The organism is Pseudomonas danubii (assembly GCF_042980055.1).
GTDB classification, from domain to species: domain Bacteria; phylum Pseudomonadota; class Gammaproteobacteria; order Pseudomonadales; family Pseudomonadaceae; genus Aquipseudomonas; species Aquipseudomonas danubii.
This window is the reverse complement of record NZ_CP116502.1, coordinates 2,190,000-2,208,891: the sequence shown is the minus strand read 5'-3', so window position 1 is coordinate 2,208,891 and position 18,892 is coordinate 2,190,000. Positions and strand designations below refer to the sequence as shown.

Sequence of the window (18,892 nt, the reverse complement as noted above, 5' to 3'; positions counted from 1 at the left end):
AGATAGAAGGCTATCGACAGCCAAACCTGCCAGGCCCTTCCGACTAACGGCGCTCCCTGAAATACAGCACAACCCGTAGGAGCCGGCTTGCCGGCGAAGAGGCCCGCAAACCATGCACCGCCGCGTCCGCCGCCTTCGCTGGCAAGCCAGCTCCTACGGGGCGGCAGGCCTATCCTGCGCGCAACAAAAAGCCCCGCTGTCTGCACAGCGGGGCTTGGGGTGTTACAGGCGAACTTAGTGATGTTCGCGGGTAGCGCGGAATTTCACATCCGGCCAGCGCTCTTCCATCAGCGCCAGGTTGACCCGGGTCGGCGCCAGGTAGGTCAGGTGACCACCGCCGTCCAACGCCAGGTTTTCCACCGCCTTGTTGGAAAATTCTTCCAGCTTCTTCTTGTCGCTGCACTCAATCCAGCGGGCGGACCATACGGTGATCGGCTCATAGGAGCACTCCACCTTGTATTCCTCCTTCAGGCGGCTGGCCACCACATCGAACTGCAGCACACCCACGGCGCCGAGGATGATGTCGTTGCTGCGCTCCGGGAAGAACACCTGGGTCGCGCCTTCTTCGGCCAGCTGTTGCAGGCCCTGGCGCAGTTGCTTGGACTTGAGCGGGTCCTTCAGGCGCACGCGGCGGAAGAGTTCCGGGGCGAAGTGCGGGATACCGGTGAAGCCCAGGGCCTCGCCTTCGGTGAAGGTGTCGCCGATCTGGATGGTGCCGTGGTTGTGCAGGCCGATGATGTCGCCAGCGTAGGCTTCTTCCAGCTGTTCACGCTCGGAGGAGAAAAAGGTCAGGGCGTCGCCGATGCGCACGTCCTTGCCGGTGCGCACGTGGCGCATCTTCATACCCTTCTCGTACTTGCCCGAGCAGATGCGCATGAAGGCGATACGGTCGCGGTGCTTGGGGTCCATGTTCGCCTGGATCTTGAACACGAAACCGCTGAATTTCTCTTCCTGGGGCGCGACGCTGCGCTCGTTGGCAACACGAGCCAGCGGCAGCGGCGCCCAGTCCACCACGGCATCGAGTACGTGATCGACACCGAAGTTGCCCAGGGCGGTACCGAAGAACACCGGGGTCAACTGGCCGTCGAGGAACTCCTGCTGGTTGAACTCGTGGCAGGCACCCTGCACCAGTTCCAACTGCTCGATGAAACGCTCGTACTCGTCACCCAGGTGGGCACGGGCTTCGTCGGAGTCGAGTTTCTCGATGATCTTGGTTTCGGTACGTTCGTGGCCGTGGCCCGGGGTGTAGACGATGATGTAGTCGCCCGCCAGGTGGTACACACCCTTGAAGTCGCGGTAGCAACCGATCGGCCAGGTGATAGGCGCGGCCTTGATCTTCAGCACCGCTTCGATTTCGTCCAGCAGCTCGATCGGGTCGCGAATATCGCGGTCGAGTTTGTTGATGAAGCTGACGATGGGCGTATCCCGCAGGCGGCAGACGTCCATCAGGGCGATGGTCCGTGGCTCAACGCCCTTACCGCCGTCGAGCACCATCAGCGCCGAGTCCACGGCAGTCAGGGTGCGATAGGTATCTTCCGAGAAGTCTTCGTGGCCCGGGGTGTCCAGCAGGTTGATCATGTGTTCGCGATAGGGGAACTGCATGACCGACGTGGTAATGGAAATACCCCGCTGCTTCTCCATCTCCATCCAGTCGGAAGTGGCATGGCGATCGGACTTACGCGATTTGACCGTACCCGCCACCGCAATCGCCTTGCCCATCAGCAAGAGCTTTTCGGTGATGGTGGTCTTACCCGCATCCGGGTGGGAAATAATGGCGAAAGTGCGGCGTTTCGCGACTTCGGCGGCCTGGTTGGTCATGGGAAATCGCCTGGTGGTGATCAAAAAAGGGCGCAGATTATAGCCCACACAAAGCCTTGCGGGCCACCGCTGCCCCCGTCGCCCAGGCCACCGCGCGGCAGATAAACGGTGGCTAAATGCTGCCAAGTATGGAACCTTTTAAAACGTGGAGACGTCCACTCCCCTGTCACGCGCTGTCGTCAGGGGCTGAAATATCAGCACGTTAGCTTGACGAAGCTGCGCTCATGGCTCGTTCACCCGCCGCTTTGCCGGCACTCGACGAGCTGCTTTTCGCGCGTACTTTCGCGGCAGCCAGGAATGGCCTTGCCACACGGGAAAGTGCCCGCCGACTGAAAAAAGGAGTCCGCCTGTGGCTATTCGCTATGGCAAAGGGCTGATAGGAGGCGCTGCGGTCATCGCCCTCCTGGCCCTGCTGGTCCACTGGATCGGCATCACGACGATCGAACACTACCGCGACGATCTGTTGTTCTACCTGCAAGCTCATCTGTTCCTGGTCCTGGCGTCCATGCTCGCCGCACTGCTCGTGGGCATCCCCGCCGGCATCTTCCTCAGCCGCCCGAGCATGGTCGGACGCGCCGAACGCTTCATGCAAGTGTTCAACATCGGTAACACCGTCCCCCCTCTGGCCGTCCTGGCCATCGCCCTGGGGATTCTCGGCATCGGCAGTGGCCCGGCCATCTTCGCGTTGTTCCTCGCCTCCTTGCTGCCCATCGTGCGTAACACCTACGAAGGCCTGAAAAACGTCCAGGGTTCCCTCAAGGAAGCCGCCGTCGGCATCGGCATGACCCCGCGCCAGGTGCTGTGGAAAGTCGAATTGCCCAACGCCGTGCCGATCATCATCGGTGGCGTGCGGGTAGCCCTGGCGATCAACGTCGGCACCGCGCCCCTGGCCTTCCTGATCGGCGCCAACAGCCTGGGCAGCCTGATCTTCCCCGGCATCGCCCTGAACAATCAGCCGCAATTGCTGCTCGGCGCCGCCTGCACTGCGCTGCTGGCCTTGCTCCTCGACGGTCTGGTCACCCTGGCCAGCCGCCTCTGGCTGGAACGTGGTCTGCGCCCGTCCTAAGTCCGTAAGCGCCAAGGAATGAACATGAAAAAAACAAGCCTGATACTCGGCTGCATCCTGCTTTTCGCTGGATGGGTGCAAGCCGCGGAAAAACCACTGATCCGCATTGGTGCCCGGGTCTTCACCGAACAGACCCTGCTGGCGGAAATCACCTCCCAGTACCTGCGCAGCAAGGGTTACGACACCCGCGTCACCGGCGGCCTGGGCAGCAACCTGGCGCGCAGCGCCCAGGAAAGCGGCCAGCTGGACCTGATCTGGGAATACACCGGGGTCTCGCTGGTGGCCTACAACCACATCGACGAGAAACTCGACAGCCAGCAGTCCTACGCCCGAGTCAAAGAACTCGACGCGAAAAAAGGCCTGGTCTGGTTGGCGCCGTCCAAGTTCAGCAATACCTACGCCCTGGCCCTGCCGGAGAACGTGGCCAAGGAACATCCGCAGATCAACAGCATCAGCGACCTGACCCGAGCCCTGGCCGAAAACCCCAAGGAAAACCGCCTGGTGGCCCTGGACACCGAGTTCGCCAACCGCTCCGACGGCCTGGCCGGCATGGTCAAGCTGTACGACATGAACCTGACCCGCAAGAACACCCGGCAAATGGACGCCGGCCTGGTCTACACCGCCTTGCGCAATGGCCAGGTATTTGCCGGTTTGGTCTACACCACCGACGGTCGGCTCAACGCCTTCAAGCTCAAGCTGCTGCAAGACGACAAGCATTACTTCCCGGACTACACCGCAGCCCCCGTGGTGCGTCAGGCGTATCTCGACGCCCACCCGCAATTGGCGGCGGACCTCACGCCGCTGGCGGCGCTGTTCGACGACGAAACCATGCGCCAGCTGAACGCGCGGGTCGACGTCGACCATGAAAGCCCATCCGCCGTGGCCGCCGATTTCCTGCGCCAACATCCGATCAACCACTAATAGAGAGGAGAAGACATGGAATTCTTGAACGCCTTTTCCCATCTCGATTGGGCCCAGGTCCTGCACCTGACCTGGCAGCACATCACCCTGGTGGGCATCGCCGTGACCCTGGCGATTGTCTTCGGTGTGCCCCTGGGCATCCTGATGACCCGCTTCCCGACCCTGGCCGGCCCGTTGCAGGCCAGCGCCACCGTGCTGCTGACCATCCCTTCCATCGCCCTGTTCGGCCTGCTGCTGCCGTTCTACTCCAAGTTCGGCCAGGGCCTGGGGCCGCTGCCGGCCATCACGGCGGTGTTCCTCTATTCCCTGCTGCCGATCATGCGCAACACCTACCTGGCGCTGACCGGCGTCGAGCCGGGCATCCGCGAAGCCGCCCGCGGCATCGGCATGACCTTCGGCCAGCGCCTGCGCATGGTCGAACTGCCGATCGCGGTGCCGGTGATCCTCGCCGGGGTGCGCACCGCCGTGGTGATGAACATCGGCGTCATGACCATCGCCGCCACCATTGGCGCCGGCGGCCTGGGCGTACTCATTCTTGCTTCCATCAGCCGCAGCGACATGTCGATGCTGATCGTCGGCGCGCTACTGGTCAGTCTCCTGGCCATCTTCGCCGACCTGCTTCTGCAATGGCTGCAACGCTCGCTGACACCAAAAGGACTGCTCAAATGATCGAACTTCAAAAGCTGACCAAGACCTTCCAAAGCAACGGCAAGACCATCACCGCCGTTGACTCCGTAAGCCTGACCGTCAATGAAGGCGAAATTTGCGTATTCCTCGGCCCTTCGGGCTGCGGCAAAAGCACCACGCTGAAGATGATCAACCGCCTGATCAAGCCCACCTCGGGCAAGATCCTGATCAACGGCGAAGACACCACCGACCTCGACGAAGTCACCCTGCGCCGCAACATCGGCTATGTGATCCAGCAGATCGGCCTGTTCCCCAACATGACCATCGAGGAAAACATCGTGGTGGTGCCCAAGCTGCTGGGCTGGGACAAGCAGAAATGCCACGATCGCGCCCGTGAGCTGATGAGCATGATCAAGCTCGAACCCAAGCAGTACCTGCATCGGTATCCACGTGAGCTGTCCGGTGGCCAGCAACAGCGCATCGGGGTGATCCGCGCCCTGGCGGCGGATGCGCCGCTGCTGCTGATGGACGAACCCTTCGGCGCGGTGGACCCGATCAACCGCGAGATGATCCAGAACGAGTTCTTCGAGATGCAGCGAGCGCTGAACAAGACCGTGATCATGGTCAGCCACGACATCGACGAAGCCATCAAGCTGGGTGACAAGATCGCCATCTTCCGCGCCGGCAAGCTGCTGCAGATCGATCACCCGGACACCTTGCTCGCCCACCCGGCGGACGACTTCGTCAGCAACTTCGTCGGCCAGGACAGCACCTTGAAACGCCTGCTGCTGGTGAAGGCCGAAGACGCCGCGGACAACGCACCGTCGGTGAGCCCGGAAACCCCGGTAGCCGAGGCCCTGGACCTGATGGACGAACACGACCGCCGCTACGTGGTGGTGACCTGCGCCGAGAACAAGGCCCTGGGTTATGTACGCCGTCGCGACCTGCACCGTCAGACCGGCACCTGTGCCCAGTTCCTGCGGGAGTTCAACGCCACCGCCGCCTACGACGAACACCTGCGGATTCTTCTGTCGCGCATGTACGAGTTCAACCGTTCGTGGCTGCCGGTGCTGGATGCCGAGCGGGTATTTCTCGGTGAGGTGACCCAGGAATCCATTGCGGCCTACCTGAGCTCCGGGCGTTCGCGGGGGATGAAGACCAACATCGTCTCGCCGGCTGAGGCAGTGGTCGCCTGATCAATAAATAGCCAACAACGAACCTGTGGCGAGGGCGCTTGCTGCACCTGGGCCGTGAAGCGGCCCCTCTTTGCCAAAAAGAGTGGAACTGCTGCGCAGTTCACCGGGAGCAAGCGCCCTCGCCGCTGGTTTTTCGGCCCACTGACATGGCGGAAAAAAATATCAACAGCCGCCCCCGCGAACGCCGTCCGGCAGCACCTTCCGAAACAGCCAAGATCCCCCTCTGATCAGCCTCTCGTCGCTAACGTCGCCGATGTTGACGCCTTCATACTTTCCAGACACTTGGCGCGCAAAAGCGTCGAACGTGCAGGTATTTTTAACACCTGGAAAATCTTCGGGAACATCTGTCCGTCATCTGTGTCGGCTACAAAGAGAGGTGTCGTTTACGCACGTCAGACAAGTGCAAAAACGCGACATTTTTTGTTGATCTCAGGCCCCTCACCACCTAAAGTTCGCGCCGAACGTCCATGCTGGAAACGATCCATCCGGCTCAAGTACTGACGACGAGACAGCAAGGCCAAGGGAAACTTTCCCATGGCCTTTTTGCTTTCGGCGACATGCCTTGGGAAGTAGGCGAACCAAAGTGGGGATACGGAGGACGTTCTGATTTGCACCCATTGATTTCTAACGTTTGCCAGTAGGAGCTCCCAACGCATGTCGATTAACGTCGAAGACTATTTCGCGCGCGAAACCTTTCAAAAAATGAAGGCCTTCGCCGACCAGCAAGAAACCCCGTTCGTGGTCATCGACACCCAGATGATCGCCCAGGCCTATGACGACCTGCGCGCCGGTTTCGAATTCGCCAAGGTCTACTACGCGGTCAAGGCCAACCCGGCCGCCGAGATCATCGACCTGCTGCACGAAAAAGGCTCCAGCTTCGACATCGCCTCGATCTACGAGCTGGACAAAGTGCTGGGCCGCGGCGTCAACCCGGCCAACATCAGCTACGGCAACACCATCAAGAAATCCAAGGACATCCGCTACTTCTATGAGAAGGGCGTGCGTCTGTATGCCACCGACTCCGAAGCCGACCTGCGCAACATCGCCAAGGCCGCCCCGGGTTCGAAAGTCTATGTGCGCATCCTCACCGAAGGCTCCACCACCGCCGACTGGCCACTGTCGCGCAAATTCGGCTGCCAGACCGACATGGCCATGGACCTGCTGATCCTCGCCCGCGACCTGGGCCTGGTGCCTTACGGCGTGTCGTTCCACGTGGGTTCGCAACAGCGCGACATCAGCGTCTGGGACGCGGCGATCGCCAAGGTCAAAGTGATCTTCGAACGCCTGAAGGAAGAAGACGGCATCGAGCTCAAACTGATCAACATGGGCGGTGGCTTCCCGGCCAACTACATCACCCGTACCAACAGCCTGGAAACCTACGCCGAGGAAATCATCCGCTTCCTCAAGGAAGACTTCGGCGACGAGCTGCCGGAAATCATCCTCGAGCCTGGCCGTTCGCTGATTGCCAACGCCGGCATCCTGGTCAGCGAAGTGGTGCTGGTGGCGCGTAAATCCCGCACCGCCGTGGAGCGCTGGGTCTACACCGACGTGGGCAAATTCTCCGGCCTGATCGAAACCATGGACGAGTCCATCAAGTTCCCGATCTGGACCGAGAAGAAAGGTGAAGTGGAAGAAGTGGTGATCGCCGGCCCGACCTGCGACAGCGCCGACATCATGTACGAGAACTACAAGTACGGCCTGCCGCTGAACCTGGCCATCGGCGACCGCCTGTACTGGCTGTCCACCGGCGCCTACACCACCAGCTACAGCGCGGTGGAATTCAACGGCTTTCCGCCGCTGAAGGCGTTTTACCTATAAGGACAGTGGCTAGCTGCTAGCGACAAGCTGCAAGAAAAAGCCCATGACCTGTCATGGGCTTTTGGCTTTTTGTGGCGGCGGCTTTGGCAAAGGACAAGGCTGACTCAAGCTCGCAGCCCACGCCACGACTTGCTGATGGTCGATCACTCTTGCGCAATCGACATCGGCCATTGCTTCCAGTGTCCTGCGAGTGGCGACATTGAAAGACGGCAGGCCAAAAGAGACCTGGGAATCACTCATGAGACTTTTCCTTGCGTCATCCCCACTCAGGCCAAGTCTGCAAGCTGCTCGCCATCCCGTTCATCCGCCAATTGCGCTGCGCGCCGCTGATAGGCCTGGGCCAGTTCGCGAATCTTTGGATGCGTGGCATTGAGCAACGCAGCGCAAGCCACCCGCAGGAAATTCAGGTTGCCGCCCGCCAGGGCCTGCTGCAGCCAATCCACGGCTTCGTCGATACGACCGGCATCGGCCAGCACCGCCGCATAGCTGAACTGTCCACGGAAATCCCCGCCTTCGGCCGAGCGTCGATACCATTCGTGGGCCGCTTGCGGGTCGGCCGGACACACCAGCCCTTCCTCCAGGTAACGCCCCAGCAGGTTCATCGATTTGGCATGCCCCAGCTCCGCCGCGCGGCGGTAGCAAGCCAGTGCCAGAGCGTGGTTCTGCGCCACGCCACGACCGGTGGCCAAGAGGTTGGCGTAGTTGTACAGCCCCCAATCCAGCCCCGCTTCGGCGGCCAATCGGTAGTGTCCAGCAGCGCGGGCGGCATTCGCCGGGCAACCCCAGCCATGTTCATGGCAGCGGCCGAGCATGTTGCGCGCCATCAGGTGCCCACGTCGCGCGGCGATTTCGAACCAGCGCAAGGCCAGGGGTTGATCCTGCTGGATGCCGTGGCCGTCGAGGAGGATCTGTCCCAGCAGCGCCTGGGCCTCCACCAGACCCTCTCGGGCCGCCACCAATATCGCCTGGGCCGCACGGGCCGGACTCTGTTGGAGCATGGCGCTCAGTTGCGCGCCGTCGAGGACTTCCTCGCGGCGAAGTTGAACAGTCACCGCCTACACCTCGACCCAGCGCCGCAGCAGGTTGTGATAAGTGCCGGTCAGGCGGATCAGCGAAGGATGCTCGGGCACATCCCGGGTCAGTTCCTGGATCGCTCCGTCCATCTCGAACAGCAAGGCGCGCTGACTGTCTTCGCGCACCAGGCTCTGGGTCCAGAAGAAGGAGGCATAGCGAGCGCCGCGGGTCACCGGGTTGACCTTGTGCAGGCTGGTGCCGGGGTACAGCACCATGTCCCCCGCCGGCAGCTTGACCCGCTGCAGGCCGTAGGTGTCCTGGATCTCCAGCTCGCCGCCGTCGTAATCCTCGGGGTCGCTGAAGAACAGGGTCGATGACAGATCGGTACGCACCCGCTCCGCGCTGCCCTTGGGCTGGCGTACAGCGTTGTCGATATGGAAGTCGAAACTGCCGCCGGCGGTGTAGCAGTTGATCAGCGGCGGGAACACCTTGTGCGGCAAGGCGGCGGACATGAACAGCGGGTTCTGCCACAGGCGATCGAGCATTGCCGCGCCGATCTCCTGGGCCAGCGGATGCCCTTCGGGCAACTGCAGGTTGTGCTTGGCCTTGGCCGACTGGTAACCGGCGGTGATCTTGCCATCCGCCCAGTCCGCCTGCTCCAGGGCTTCGCGGATGCGCCCCACTTCATCACGGGTGAACACGCCGGGGATGTGCAGCAACATGGGCAGGTACCTGAGCAGCGAAAGGCCGTCAATGATATTGATTCTTATTGACTGTGTAAAACCCGGTAACGAATGAGCGCGCAAAAACCGTAAGGATAAATTGTAAAGATTGTAAATTCAGTGCGAATAGTAACGTTTCGCAATTGATAACGATTGTTTCTTTCCCCTATATTCCGCGACCTCAAATCCTTGGGGAGGGGAACCACCATGTCACGCCAACAACCACCATCTGCTGTCAGTTCACCACGCCTGCTGGCCTCCGCCATTGGCGTGGCGATTACCGCCGGCTCCGCGGGCCATATGGTCCAGGCCGCGCAAGACACCCAGCAAAAGACAGCGGGCAAGGCCATTGCCCTGGATGCCACCAGCATTACTGGTGAGGCCCAGGAGCAGACGTCTTACAAGGTCGACTCCTCCTCCTCGAAAAAATACACAGCACCATTGCGGGAAACGCCGAAAAGCGTGACGGTGATTCCCCAGCAAGTGATGCGCGACACTGCTGCCACCAGCCTGGTGGATGCCCTGCGCACCACACCCGGGATTACCTTTGGTGCCGGTGAGGGCGGCAACCCGGCCGGTGACCGCCCGATCATTCGCGGCTTCAACGCCGAAAGCGACGTGTTCATCGACGGCATGCGTGATCCTGCCTCGCAAAGCCGGGAGATCTTCAACGTCGAGTCCATCGAAGTCAGCAAGGGCCCTGGCTCGGCCTTTACCGGTGCCGGTTCCACCGGCGGCAGCCTGAACCTGGTGTCCAAGACCGCCAAGCTGGGCAACTCCTACAACGGTGGTTTCACCTGGGGCTCGGACCAGACCAAACGCACCACCCTGGACCTCAACCAGCAGATGACCGACAGTTCGGCCTTTCGCCTGAACCTGATGAAGCACGAGGCCAACGTGGCCGGTCGCGACGCCGTGGAAGTCAGCCGCTGGGGCGTGGCGCCCTCCTTCGCGTTCGGCCTGGGTACCGACACCCGGGTCACCGTGGGCTACTACCACCTCAACACTGACGACATCCCGGACTACGGCATCCCGTTGACCAACAGCGGCACTCGCCGCAGCAAGTACAACGTCGACAAACCGGTCAGCGTCAATCGTGACAACTTCTACGGTCTCACCGGCCGCGACTACCGCAAGACCAGCGAAGACAGCGGCACGATCAAGATCGAACACGATCTGAACGACAACCTGACCCTGTCCAACAGCTTCCGCCTGTCGCGCTCGACCCTGGACTACATCGTCACCAACCCGGATGACAGCCGTGGCAACGTGGCCAATGGCACCGTCTACCGCAGCCCGAAAAGCCGCAACTCGACCTCCAAGGGCTGGACCAACCAGACCGACCTGAGCGCCAAGTTCGACACCGGTTTCATCGAGCACAGCCTGGTGACCGGTATCGAGTTCTCCTACGTGGATACCCACAACCGTGCCTACGACGTGACCTCGGCGGTCAACGGCAGCACCTGTAACGCGGCCCTGATCGCCAACGGCGACTGCACCAGCCTCAACAACCCGACGCCGGGCGCCGGCTGGAACGGCACCATCAAGGACAGCGCGGCCTACACCGACACCGACACCAAGACCGCTGCGGCCTATGTGTTCGACACCCTGAAGTTCAACGAACAATGGTCGCTGAACCTGGGCCTGCGTTTCGACGACTACCAGACTCGTTCCAGCGGCTTCGCCACTCGGGCCCCGGCGGGTGAGTTTGCCCGCGAGAACAACTCGCAGCTGTGGAACTACCAGGTTGGCGTGGTCTACAAACCACTGCCCAACGGCAGCGTCTACGCCGCCTACTCCACCTCCAGCAACCCGGCGGGCGAGACCAGCGGCAACGGCGGCCTGGACTTGGCCGCGAACAACAGCAGCCTGGACCCGGAAAAGAACCGCAACTACGAAGTGGGCACCAAGTGGGACTTCTTCGATGACGATCTGTCGTTGACCGCGGCCCTGTTCCGCACCGAGAAGACCAACGCGCGGATCAACGACCCGGATGGCGGCGCCACCCAGGTGCTGGACGGTGAACAACGGGTCAACGGCCTGGAACTGACCTACAGCGGCAAGCTGACCCGCAACTGGAAGGTCTACGGCGGCTACACCTACATGGAAAGCGAAGTGGTGAAAACCACCCTGGCGGTGGACGAGGGCAACCACACCCCGAGCACACCACGGAACAACTTCACCCTGTGGTCGACCTATGACCTGATCCCGGAACGCCTCACTGTCGGCGCCGGCGCCACCTTCGTCGATTCGCAGTTCGGCAACATCGCCAACTCGGTGGAGATCCCGTCCTACTGGCGCTACGACGCCATGGCCAGCTACAAGCTGACCAAGAACGTCGACCTGCAGCTCAACGTGCAGAACCTGACCGACAAGCGTTACTTCGACCAGGTGTTCCAGACCCACTACGCCCACGTAGCCGCCGGCCGTACCGCCCTGATGAGCGCCAACTTCCACTTCTGACCCAGCAGCCGACCGCCTGTGGCCCCCGCCACAGGCCGCCAAGCCCCACGCATTGCAATGCCTGGGGCTTTTGCGTGTAAAAAAGAATGCTTCTCGACAACCCACGGCATACTGCGCGCCGTGTTTTCTCTCTCTGGACGAACAAGGCGAGTGACGTGTTGAAGAAAACCCTGTTCCAGCTGCACTGGTTCTTCGGCATCAGCGCGGGGCTGATCCTGGCCCTGATGGGCATCACCGGGGCGACGGTGTCGTTCCAGGACGAGATCCTGCGCGCCCTCAACCCATCGGTGCTGCAAGTCGACAAGCTCCCCGCCGGGGTGCTGCCCCCCGCCGAACTGGTGGACAAAATCCAGGCCGCCGAAGGCAAGACCGTGTCCATGCTCTGGGTGGAAACCGACAGCGGCAACGCCGCGCGGGTGTTCTTCACCCCGCCGCCAGGGGAGCGCCGTGGCCAGATGCGCTACTTCGATCCCTACACCGGCGAGTTCCTGGGCGACGCGGTCGGCCAGGACTTCTTCGGCTTGATGCTGCAGCTGCACCGTTTCCTGGCCATCGGCGACACCGGCCGGCAGATCACCGGCGCCTGCACCCTGATCCTGATCTTCTTCTGCCTGTCCGGGCTGTACCTGCGCTGGCCGCGTCAGGTCGGCAACTGGCGCGTATGGCTGACCCTGGACTGGGCCAAGAAAGGCCGCGGCTTCAACTGGGACCTGCACGCGGTGTTCGGCACCTGGTGCCTGCTGTTCTACCTGCTGTTCGCCCTCACCGGCCTGTACTGGTCCTACGACTGGTACCGGGAGGGCCTGACCAAACTGCTCTCCGACTCGCCACACAGTGAGCGCCAGCGCGGTGGTCGCGGCGGCCCACCGCCCAAGGGCCCCGCTCCCGTGGCGGACTACAACGCCCTGTGGAGCAGCATCTACAGCGCCGCGGGCAAGGACCTCAGCGGCTACAACATCCGCATGCCCGCCGTGGCCGGCCAGCCGGCGACGGTGTTCTACCTGCTCAAGGATTCGCCCCACGATCGAGCGCTGAACCAACTGACCCTGGACCCCGCCACCGGGGTCATCAGCCGTCATGAGCGCTACGCCGACAAGAGCCTCAAGGCGCAGTTGCTCACCAGCGTCTACGCCCTGCACGTGGGCAGCTACTTCGGCCTGATCGGACGCATCGTCCTGACCCTGGCCTCACTGAGCATGCCGTTGTTCTTCGTCACCGGCTGGCTGCTGTACCTGGATCGCCGGCGCAAAAAGCGCCAGATCAAGAACGCACGCCAAGGCCTGGAAAGCAGCGCCGACGATGGCTCGGCGTGGCTGATCGGCTTCGCCAGCCAGAGCGGCTTTGCCGAACAATTGGCCTGGCAGACTGCCGGGCAATTGCAAGCTGCCGGGGTCAGCGCCAAGGTCCAGTCGCTGGCCAGCCTCAGTGAACAGGATCTGCGCAGCGCCCAACGCGCGCTATTCATAGTCAGCACCTTCGGCGACGGTGAAGCCCCGGACAGCGCCCGCGGCTTCGAACGCAAACTGCTGGGCCGCGAGCTGCCGCTTGCGGGCTTGCAATACGCCGTGCTCGGCCTCGGCGACCGCCAGTATCAGCACTTCTGCGGCTTTGCCCGGCGCCTGCATGACTGGTTGTCGAGCCAGGGCGGCAACACCCTGTTCGCCCCCATCGAAGTGGACAGCGGCGACAGCTACGCCCTGCGCCACTGGCAACAGCAACTGGGCCAACTGACCGGACAGGCTCCCGTGGACCTGTGGCAGCCCCCGGCCTTCGACAACTGGACCTTGAACACCCGTACCCTGCTCAACCCTGAAAGCAGCGGTTCCGGGGTCTACCTGCTGCAGTTGCTGGCCCCCAGTACCAGTAGCTGGCTGGCCGGGGATCTGGTGGAAGTCATGCCGCGCAACAGCCGCGGCGCGGTGGTGGATTTCCTCGCCGGCCTGGGCCTCTCCGGCAACACCCCGGTGCAACTGGATGGCCTGCAAGAAAGCCTGGAACAGGCCCTGGGCAGCCGCCAGCTTCCAGACAACCGCAGCCATCTGGTGGGGCTGCATGCCCAGGCCCTGGTGGACGCCCTGGTGCCCCTGAGCATGCGCGAATACTCCATCGCCTCGATTGCCGCCGACGGCTGCCTGGAACTTCTGGTGCGTCAGGAATGCCACCCCGATGGCAGCCTGGGGATTGGTTCCGGCTGGCTCACCGAGCATGCCGCGGTGGGTTCCAGCATCAGCCTGCGGGTGCGCCGCAACAGTGGCTTCCACCTGCCGGCCGAACCTTGCCCGCTGATTCTGCTGGGCAACGGCACCGGGTTGGCGGGCCTGCGCAGTTTGCTCAAGGCACGGATCGCCGAGGGCCAGCCACGCAACTGGCTGATCTTTGGCGAGCGCAACGCCGAGCATGATTTCTACTGCAAGGATGAACTGCAGGAATGGCGCACCCGGGGCGACCTGAGCCGCCTGGACCTGGCGTTCTCCCGGGACCAGGCCGAGAAGATCTACGTCCAGGACCGCCTGCGCCAAGCGGCCGACGAGCTGAAAAAATGGCTGGCCGACGGCGCCGCGATCTACATCTGCGGCAGCTTGCAGGGCATGGCTTCAGGGGTGGATCAGGTGCTCAACGAGGTGCTGGGCGCAGACCAGGTCGAACGCCTGATCGAACAGGGGCGCTACCGCCGCGACGTTTACTGAGGCGTCAGGCGCTTCGCCGGCAACCCGGCTCTACACCACTCCTACGGCCCCCTCCTGCGTAGGAGCTGGCTTGCCAGCGAAAGCGCCCGTCAGATCAGCGCAAGGCTCAAGGCCCTCTTCGCCGGCAAGCCGGCTCCTACATCGATCCTGCTGCCCACTCCTCCTACGGAACGGGATGCTGGCGAGGAGGGTTACACCGGTTGCAGGTTGTGCTCGTACACCGCCACGCCATCCAGGTCCCGCAGGATCACCTTCAGCTCTGCCGTCTGCCCATCGATCTGCACTTCGCCAAAGAACTGGAAACCGGCAAAGGGCGAAGTGTTCTGCGCAGGCGGCGCCTTCTGGAACACCACTTCCGGGCCGAAGGTTTTATCCAGCACATTGGGCCCGAAACTCCCGGCATTCAGCGGGCCCGCAACAAACTCCCAGAACGGCTCGAAATCCTGGAACGCCGCGCGATCCGGGTGGTAATGGTGAACGGCGCAATAATGCACGTCCGCCGTCAGCCACACATGGTTGCGCACCTGATGCTTGCGTAGATGCGCCAGCAATTCGGCAATCTCCAGCTCACGCCCCTGAGCCGGTCCCGGGTCGCCGTTGGCAATCGCTTCCCAGCGCGCCACTCCCGGGCTGACCTCGCCATCCGGCACACCCAGGCCAATCGGCATGTCCGCCGCCACCACTTTCCATTGGGCCTGTGAATCCTTGAGTTCACGCTTGAGCCAATCCAGCTGCTCACGCCCCAGGAAGGGTTTCTCGCCACCGAGGTTGTCATCGTTGGCCCCGCGATAACTGCGCATATCCAGCACGAACACATCCAGCAGCGGCCCATAGCTGAGCTTGCGGTAAATCCGCCCGCCGCCATCGGCGCTCTGCCGGCGCATCGGCGCATACTCCAGCCACGCCTGGCGCGCGCGGCCCACCAGGGTCTGGATGTCCTTGACCGCATAGCGCTCGTCCAACTGCTTGCCGGGCGACCAGTTGTTGACCACCTCGTGGTCGTCCCACTGCCAGATCTGCGGCACCTCGGCGTTGAAGCGACGCAGGTTCTCGTCCATCAGGTTGTAGCGGTAATTGCCCCGGTACTCGTCGAGGGTTTCAGCCACCTTGCTCTTGGCCTCGGTGGTGATATTGCGCCAGACGCGCCCGTCCTCCACGGTCAACTGCGCCGGCACCGGGCCGTCGGCGTAAATGGTGTCGCCGCTGTGGATAAAGAAGTCCGGCAAACGCAGGCGCATGGCCTCATAAATGCGCATGCCACCGATGTCCGGGTTGATGCCAAAGCCCTGGCCCACCGTGTCGCCGCTCCAGACGAAACGGATATCCCGGCGTTGCGTCGGCGCACTGCGCAAATGGCCGAACCAGGGCTCACTGGCCACACCGCTCTGGGCATCCTCGAACCTCACCCGATAAAAGATCGCCTGATCGGCCGGCAACCCGGTCAACTCCACCCGCGCGGTAAAATCCGTGCGCGCATCGGCCAGCGGCGAGATGAACCGCCGAGGGTTGCCGAACAGGCTTCGCGTATCCCACTCAACCACCATCCGCGCCGGGCGATCCGTGCGACTCCAGATCATCGCCTTATCCCCCAGCAGATCCCCGGACTGCACTCCATCGGTGAGCTGCGGCCGATCCTTGACCGAAGCAATCACCGCCGGCGCCAGGCTCGGCAGCAACAGCCCCGCCCCGGCGATTTGCATGATCCGACGACGGCCGAGGTTGAACTCGCTCATGGTGACTCCCTGACAATGGTCAAAAGGCAACCTTAGTCAGCGGGGATGAAGGGGGTGTGACAAGAGGCTTGGAACGAGCCGCCTTTTAACTGCAACCAAGCCTTACGCCACAACAAGAACAATCATTAGCAGCATCTGAAAAATCAGTTCTACATCAAGTTTGATCCCACCTACCCGAAACAACCGACACGCTAAGCTCGCCCTTTCCGATACAACCAACCGAGTCGAACATGAATAATAAAAAAAGAATTTTGGTAACCGGTGGCGGAAAAGGAATAGGCGAAAAAGTCATTCGCCTGTTGGTAAGCAAGGGCTACGAAATGCACTTCACCTACTGCCGATCAAAAAAAAGCGCTGATAAACTATGCAGTGAGTTTCCCAACAAGGTGTTCGCCCACTATTTGAATATGGCGGACCCTGACTCCATCAACACTGGCGGCTTTAGTGAAATATCAGATTGGTACGGCATTATTTTCAATGCGGGTGTGGGTTCCGCCAGCGTAAACAACTATGCCAATAGCCCTGATACTTCTGAAGATCAGTTAGATGAGGCCATGTTGAAAATCAATGCCTTGGGGCCGCTATCCCTGTATCGGCGGCTCAAGCCGAACCTGATCAAAAACAACCACGCAAAGATAATCTTTATTTCATCGGTGGGAGGAGGCATCGCCGCGTTTCCCGGCTTTCGCTACAGCGACGGAATGAGCAAGGCGGCCCTGAGCTACCTGGCCAGACAGATAGCCACAGAGAACACGGACTCTGGCATCGATGTGTTCACCCTCTGCCCTGGAGCGACCGAAACATCAATGTTTGAGGCCAGTACCCTGAATAAACTGAGCCCGTCAGAGCGTGCACACTTTGTCCAAAAACTCCCGAAAGGGCGTCTTATCCAGCCTGAAGAAATAGCTCACTGGATCGCCAAACTATTAGAACCTGAATCCACTGTATTACATGGTTGCATCATTGATGCCTCTGCCGGACTGGGCATACGCCCCAGTCACATGGACTGACCCCAGCAATCGTAATACCGGCCAACTTAATAACAGCCAAAGACTGGAGATTAACGTGGAAGCTGAAACATGGATCACTTACTTAATAGCCTGCATCTTCATCTGTATCTCTCCAGGCAGCGGCGCTGTTCTGGCGATGAGTCATGGCACTCTTCTTGGCTGGCGCCGGACCCTCTTCACCATTGCCGGCCTGGAAGCCGGTGGCGCGCTCATACTCTTGTTGGCAGGATTGGGAGTGGGCTCTGTGTTACTGGCCTCCGGATTCTGGTTCGGAGTGATCAAAGTCATTGGCGCCCTCTACTTGATCTGGCTCGGACTCGCTCAATGGCGCAGCGCCGGGACTCAAAGCCAGGCTCAAGCTGGACACTCCAGCGTCCCGACCACTCGACTCTTCCTCACCGGATTTGCAACTAACGTCTCCAATCCAAAGGGCATTATTTTCATGGTGGCCATCCTGCCCCAGTTCATAAACCAGGCACTTCCATTAGTCCCTCAACTTGCACTCATGACCATGACCATGACCCTGGTGGATACGCTGGTGATGACAACCTACGCCTACAGCGCCAACCGACTGCAACAGTATCTGCGCAGCCCATCGGCCCTGAGCGTTCAGAGCCGATTCTTTGGCGGGGTACTGATGGCCATGGGTGCAGCCTTGCTCATGGTGAAGAACCAGACCGCCGATTGAACGACAACCCGTCTGGACGTAATGGCAAGGGCGCCGAAGCCCCTTGCCAAAAGAGCGGAAACCTCGACTACGGAACCGAGCGATTGCCATCAAGCAAGGCATCCACCACGCCGCGGGCCATTTCCACCGAATGCACCAGGGACCAGATCAGGCCACGCTCGACGCCGCTGGCCTGCTCGGTGATCTCGTCGGACACCTCTTCGGCGGCTTTGAGCAGCATGGAAACGTGGAGCAAAGCTTCCTCGGCGCTGATGCCGGGGCGGACGGTGAAAGGCGAGTCGGTGCCCGCAGGACCCGCGGCGGTGGGGTGGAGAGCCGCAATCAACGAGCCGTTTACGCGGGTGTTGGCCAGAGCATGGCGAATGACTTCATTGGCCAGATCGTGGTCGGGATTACGACGGGAAGAAGGATGGAAAACAGGCGGATCGGGGACGATCTTTTTCATGGTGTAGCTCCTTGGGATGGAGCCACCACCTGACGCTGCTAAACGTAAGGTGGCAGCTGTACGCGGGTTAGCAGACCGGTCCAAGGAATCCGGCGCACCCAAGGGCGCCCCACGCACAGCCGCCATAACAGAACTCGGCAGGCCAAAAGCCAACCGGGACAGGGGCAATACTTGCGTGTCTTGGAATCAGGCTGCTAAACCCGATCACTGAACATTCAGTGACGAACCGAGCCTAGTGAGCCGAGTACCCAGCCGCAAGCGCCAAGGAGTGTCTCGGAAACGCCTTACAAAAGAAAGAGACTTGGCCGACCGTTACCACCACCAAAGGCTGAGATCGACCAAGATTCGGACGCAGGATTTCCAGCGCCCTTGAAATCGCCGCGTCTCCTGCGACGGAGTGCCGCCCAGAGCGTTCGCAGCCTGCGGCAGCGGCTACACCAAGCCGTGCCCTGTAGCCGCTGCTGAGCCTGCGAAGCTGCGAAAAGGACCGCAGGGCCTTGCTTGGCGATTTACCGACGAACCTCGGGCGTCTTCAAGATCGCCGCGTCTCCTGCGACGGAGTGCCGCCCAGAGCGTTCGCAGCCTGCGGCAACGGCCACACGAAACCGTGCCCTGTAGCCGCTGCTGAGCCTGCGAAGCTGCGAAAAGGACCGCAGGGCCTTGCTTGGCGATTTACCGATGAAC

General features: G+C 61.5%; 15 protein-coding genes. 9 read left to right on the top strand and 6 right to left on the bottom strand.

Annotation, left to right across the window (positions count from 1 at the left end; all coding sequences use genetic code 11):
- Positions 1 to 234: 234 nt before the first annotated feature.
- The gene (locus PFZ56_RS10210; protein WP_102878351.1) at positions 235 to 1,818 is read right to left on the bottom strand and encodes a peptide chain release factor 3; all 1,584 of its coding nucleotides are present in this window, start codon (positions 1,816 to 1,818) and stop codon (positions 235 to 237) included.
- 349 nt (positions 1,819 to 2,167) lie between these two features.
- Here PFZ56_RS10210 and PFZ56_RS10205 point away from each other — a divergent pair, with 349 nt between their 5' ends.
- The 5 genes from PFZ56_RS10205 (at position 2,168) to PFZ56_RS10185 (ending at position 7,446) form a co-directional block, all read left to right on the top strand.
- Positions 2,168 to 2,884: an ABC transporter permease gene (locus PFZ56_RS10205; protein ID WP_102878350.1), complete on the top strand. Its 717-nt coding sequence runs from the start codon at positions 2,168 to 2,170 to the stop codon at positions 2,882 to 2,884.
- A gap of 24 nt (positions 2,885 to 2,908) precedes the next feature.
- Positions 2,909 to 3,805: a glycine betaine ABC transporter substrate-binding protein gene (locus tag PFZ56_RS10200; RefSeq protein ID WP_110653061.1), complete on the top strand. Its 897-nt coding sequence runs from the start codon at positions 2,909 to 2,911 to the stop codon at positions 3,803 to 3,805.
- Between the two features lie 15 nt (positions 3,806 to 3,820).
- On the top strand, positions 3,821 to 4,474 hold the full coding sequence (locus PFZ56_RS10195; RefSeq protein ID WP_102861112.1) for an ABC transporter permease: 654 nt from the start codon (positions 3,821 to 3,823) through the stop codon (positions 4,472 to 4,474).
- Entirely contained in the window at positions 4,471 to 5,628 is a 1,158-nt protein-coding gene (locus PFZ56_RS10190) for a betaine/proline/choline family ABC transporter ATP-binding protein (protein ID WP_102861111.1), read from the top strand. Before PFZ56_RS10195 ends, PFZ56_RS10190 begins: the two co-directional genes overlap by 4 nt.
- A 654-nt stretch (positions 5,629 to 6,282) precedes the next feature.
- A complete protein-coding gene (locus PFZ56_RS10185) occupies positions 6,283 to 7,446 on the top strand; it encodes a type III PLP-dependent enzyme (protein WP_102861110.1) in 1,164 nt (387 codons plus the stop codon).
- Between the two features lie 51 nt (positions 7,447 to 7,497).
- Here the strand turns inward: PFZ56_RS10185 and PFZ56_RS10180 are convergent, their stop codons facing one another.
- The 3 genes from PFZ56_RS10180 to PFZ56_RS10170 are packed head-to-tail and all read right to left on the bottom strand — an operon-like array spanning position 7,498 to position 9,182.
- Positions 7,498 to 7,686 carry a hypothetical protein gene (locus tag PFZ56_RS10180; RefSeq protein WP_102878347.1) on the bottom strand — a complete coding sequence of 63 codons (189 nt, stop codon included), beginning with the start codon at positions 7,684 to 7,686 and terminating at the stop codon, positions 7,498 to 7,500.
- A 26-nt stretch (positions 7,687 to 7,712) separates the two neighbouring features.
- The gene (locus tag PFZ56_RS10175) at positions 7,713 to 8,498 is read right to left on the bottom strand and encodes a tetratricopeptide repeat protein (RefSeq protein ID WP_170001158.1); all 786 of its coding nucleotides are present in this window, start codon (positions 8,496 to 8,498) and stop codon (positions 7,713 to 7,715) included.
- A 3-nt stretch (positions 8,499 to 8,501) separates the two neighbouring features.
- Positions 8,502 to 9,182 (bottom strand): Fe2+-dependent dioxygenase, encoded by a 681-nt coding sequence (locus PFZ56_RS10170; RefSeq protein ID WP_060842472.1) that lies wholly within the window; start codon positions 9,180 to 9,182, stop codon positions 8,502 to 8,504.
- 207 nt (positions 9,183 to 9,389) lie between these two features.
- Here PFZ56_RS10170 and PFZ56_RS10165 point away from each other — a divergent pair, with 207 nt between their 5' ends.
- Positions 9,390 to 11,645 carry a TonB-dependent siderophore receptor gene (locus PFZ56_RS10165; protein ID WP_170001159.1) on the top strand — a complete coding sequence of 752 codons (2,256 nt, stop codon included), beginning with the start codon at positions 9,390 to 9,392 and terminating at the stop codon, positions 11,643 to 11,645.
- Between the two features lie 155 nt (positions 11,646 to 11,800).
- Positions 11,801 to 14,332: a sulfite reductase flavoprotein subunit alpha gene (locus PFZ56_RS10160; RefSeq protein ID WP_170001160.1), complete on the top strand. Its 2,532-nt coding sequence runs from the start codon at positions 11,801 to 11,803 to the stop codon at positions 14,330 to 14,332.
- Between the two features lie 191 nt (positions 14,333 to 14,523).
- Here the strand turns inward: PFZ56_RS10160 and PFZ56_RS10155 are convergent, their stop codons facing one another.
- On the bottom strand, positions 14,524 to 16,065 hold the full coding sequence (locus PFZ56_RS10155; RefSeq protein ID WP_170001161.1) for an alkaline phosphatase: 1,542 nt from the start codon (positions 16,063 to 16,065) through the stop codon (positions 14,524 to 14,526).
- A gap of 230 nt (positions 16,066 to 16,295) precedes the next feature.
- Between PFZ56_RS10155 and PFZ56_RS10150 the strand changes: the two genes are divergently transcribed.
- Both PFZ56_RS10150 and PFZ56_RS10145 read left to right on the top strand, forming a co-directional pair.
- Entirely contained in the window at positions 16,296 to 17,075 is a 780-nt protein-coding gene (locus PFZ56_RS10150) for an SDR family NAD(P)-dependent oxidoreductase (RefSeq protein ID WP_110595998.1), read from the top strand.
- Positions 17,076 to 17,130: 55 nt separating this feature from the next.
- Entirely contained in the window at positions 17,131 to 17,763 is a 633-nt protein-coding gene (locus tag PFZ56_RS10145; RefSeq protein WP_110595997.1) for a LysE family transporter, read from the top strand.
- 67 nt (positions 17,764 to 17,830) lie between these two features.
- Here PFZ56_RS10145 and PFZ56_RS10140 read toward each other — a convergent pair whose 3' ends face one another.
- Positions 17,831 to 18,208, bottom strand: a complete 378-nt coding sequence (locus PFZ56_RS10140) for a DUF6124 family protein (protein WP_170001162.1) — start codon at positions 18,206 to 18,208, stop codon at positions 17,831 to 17,833.
- Positions 18,209 to 18,892: the final 684 nt, after the last annotated feature.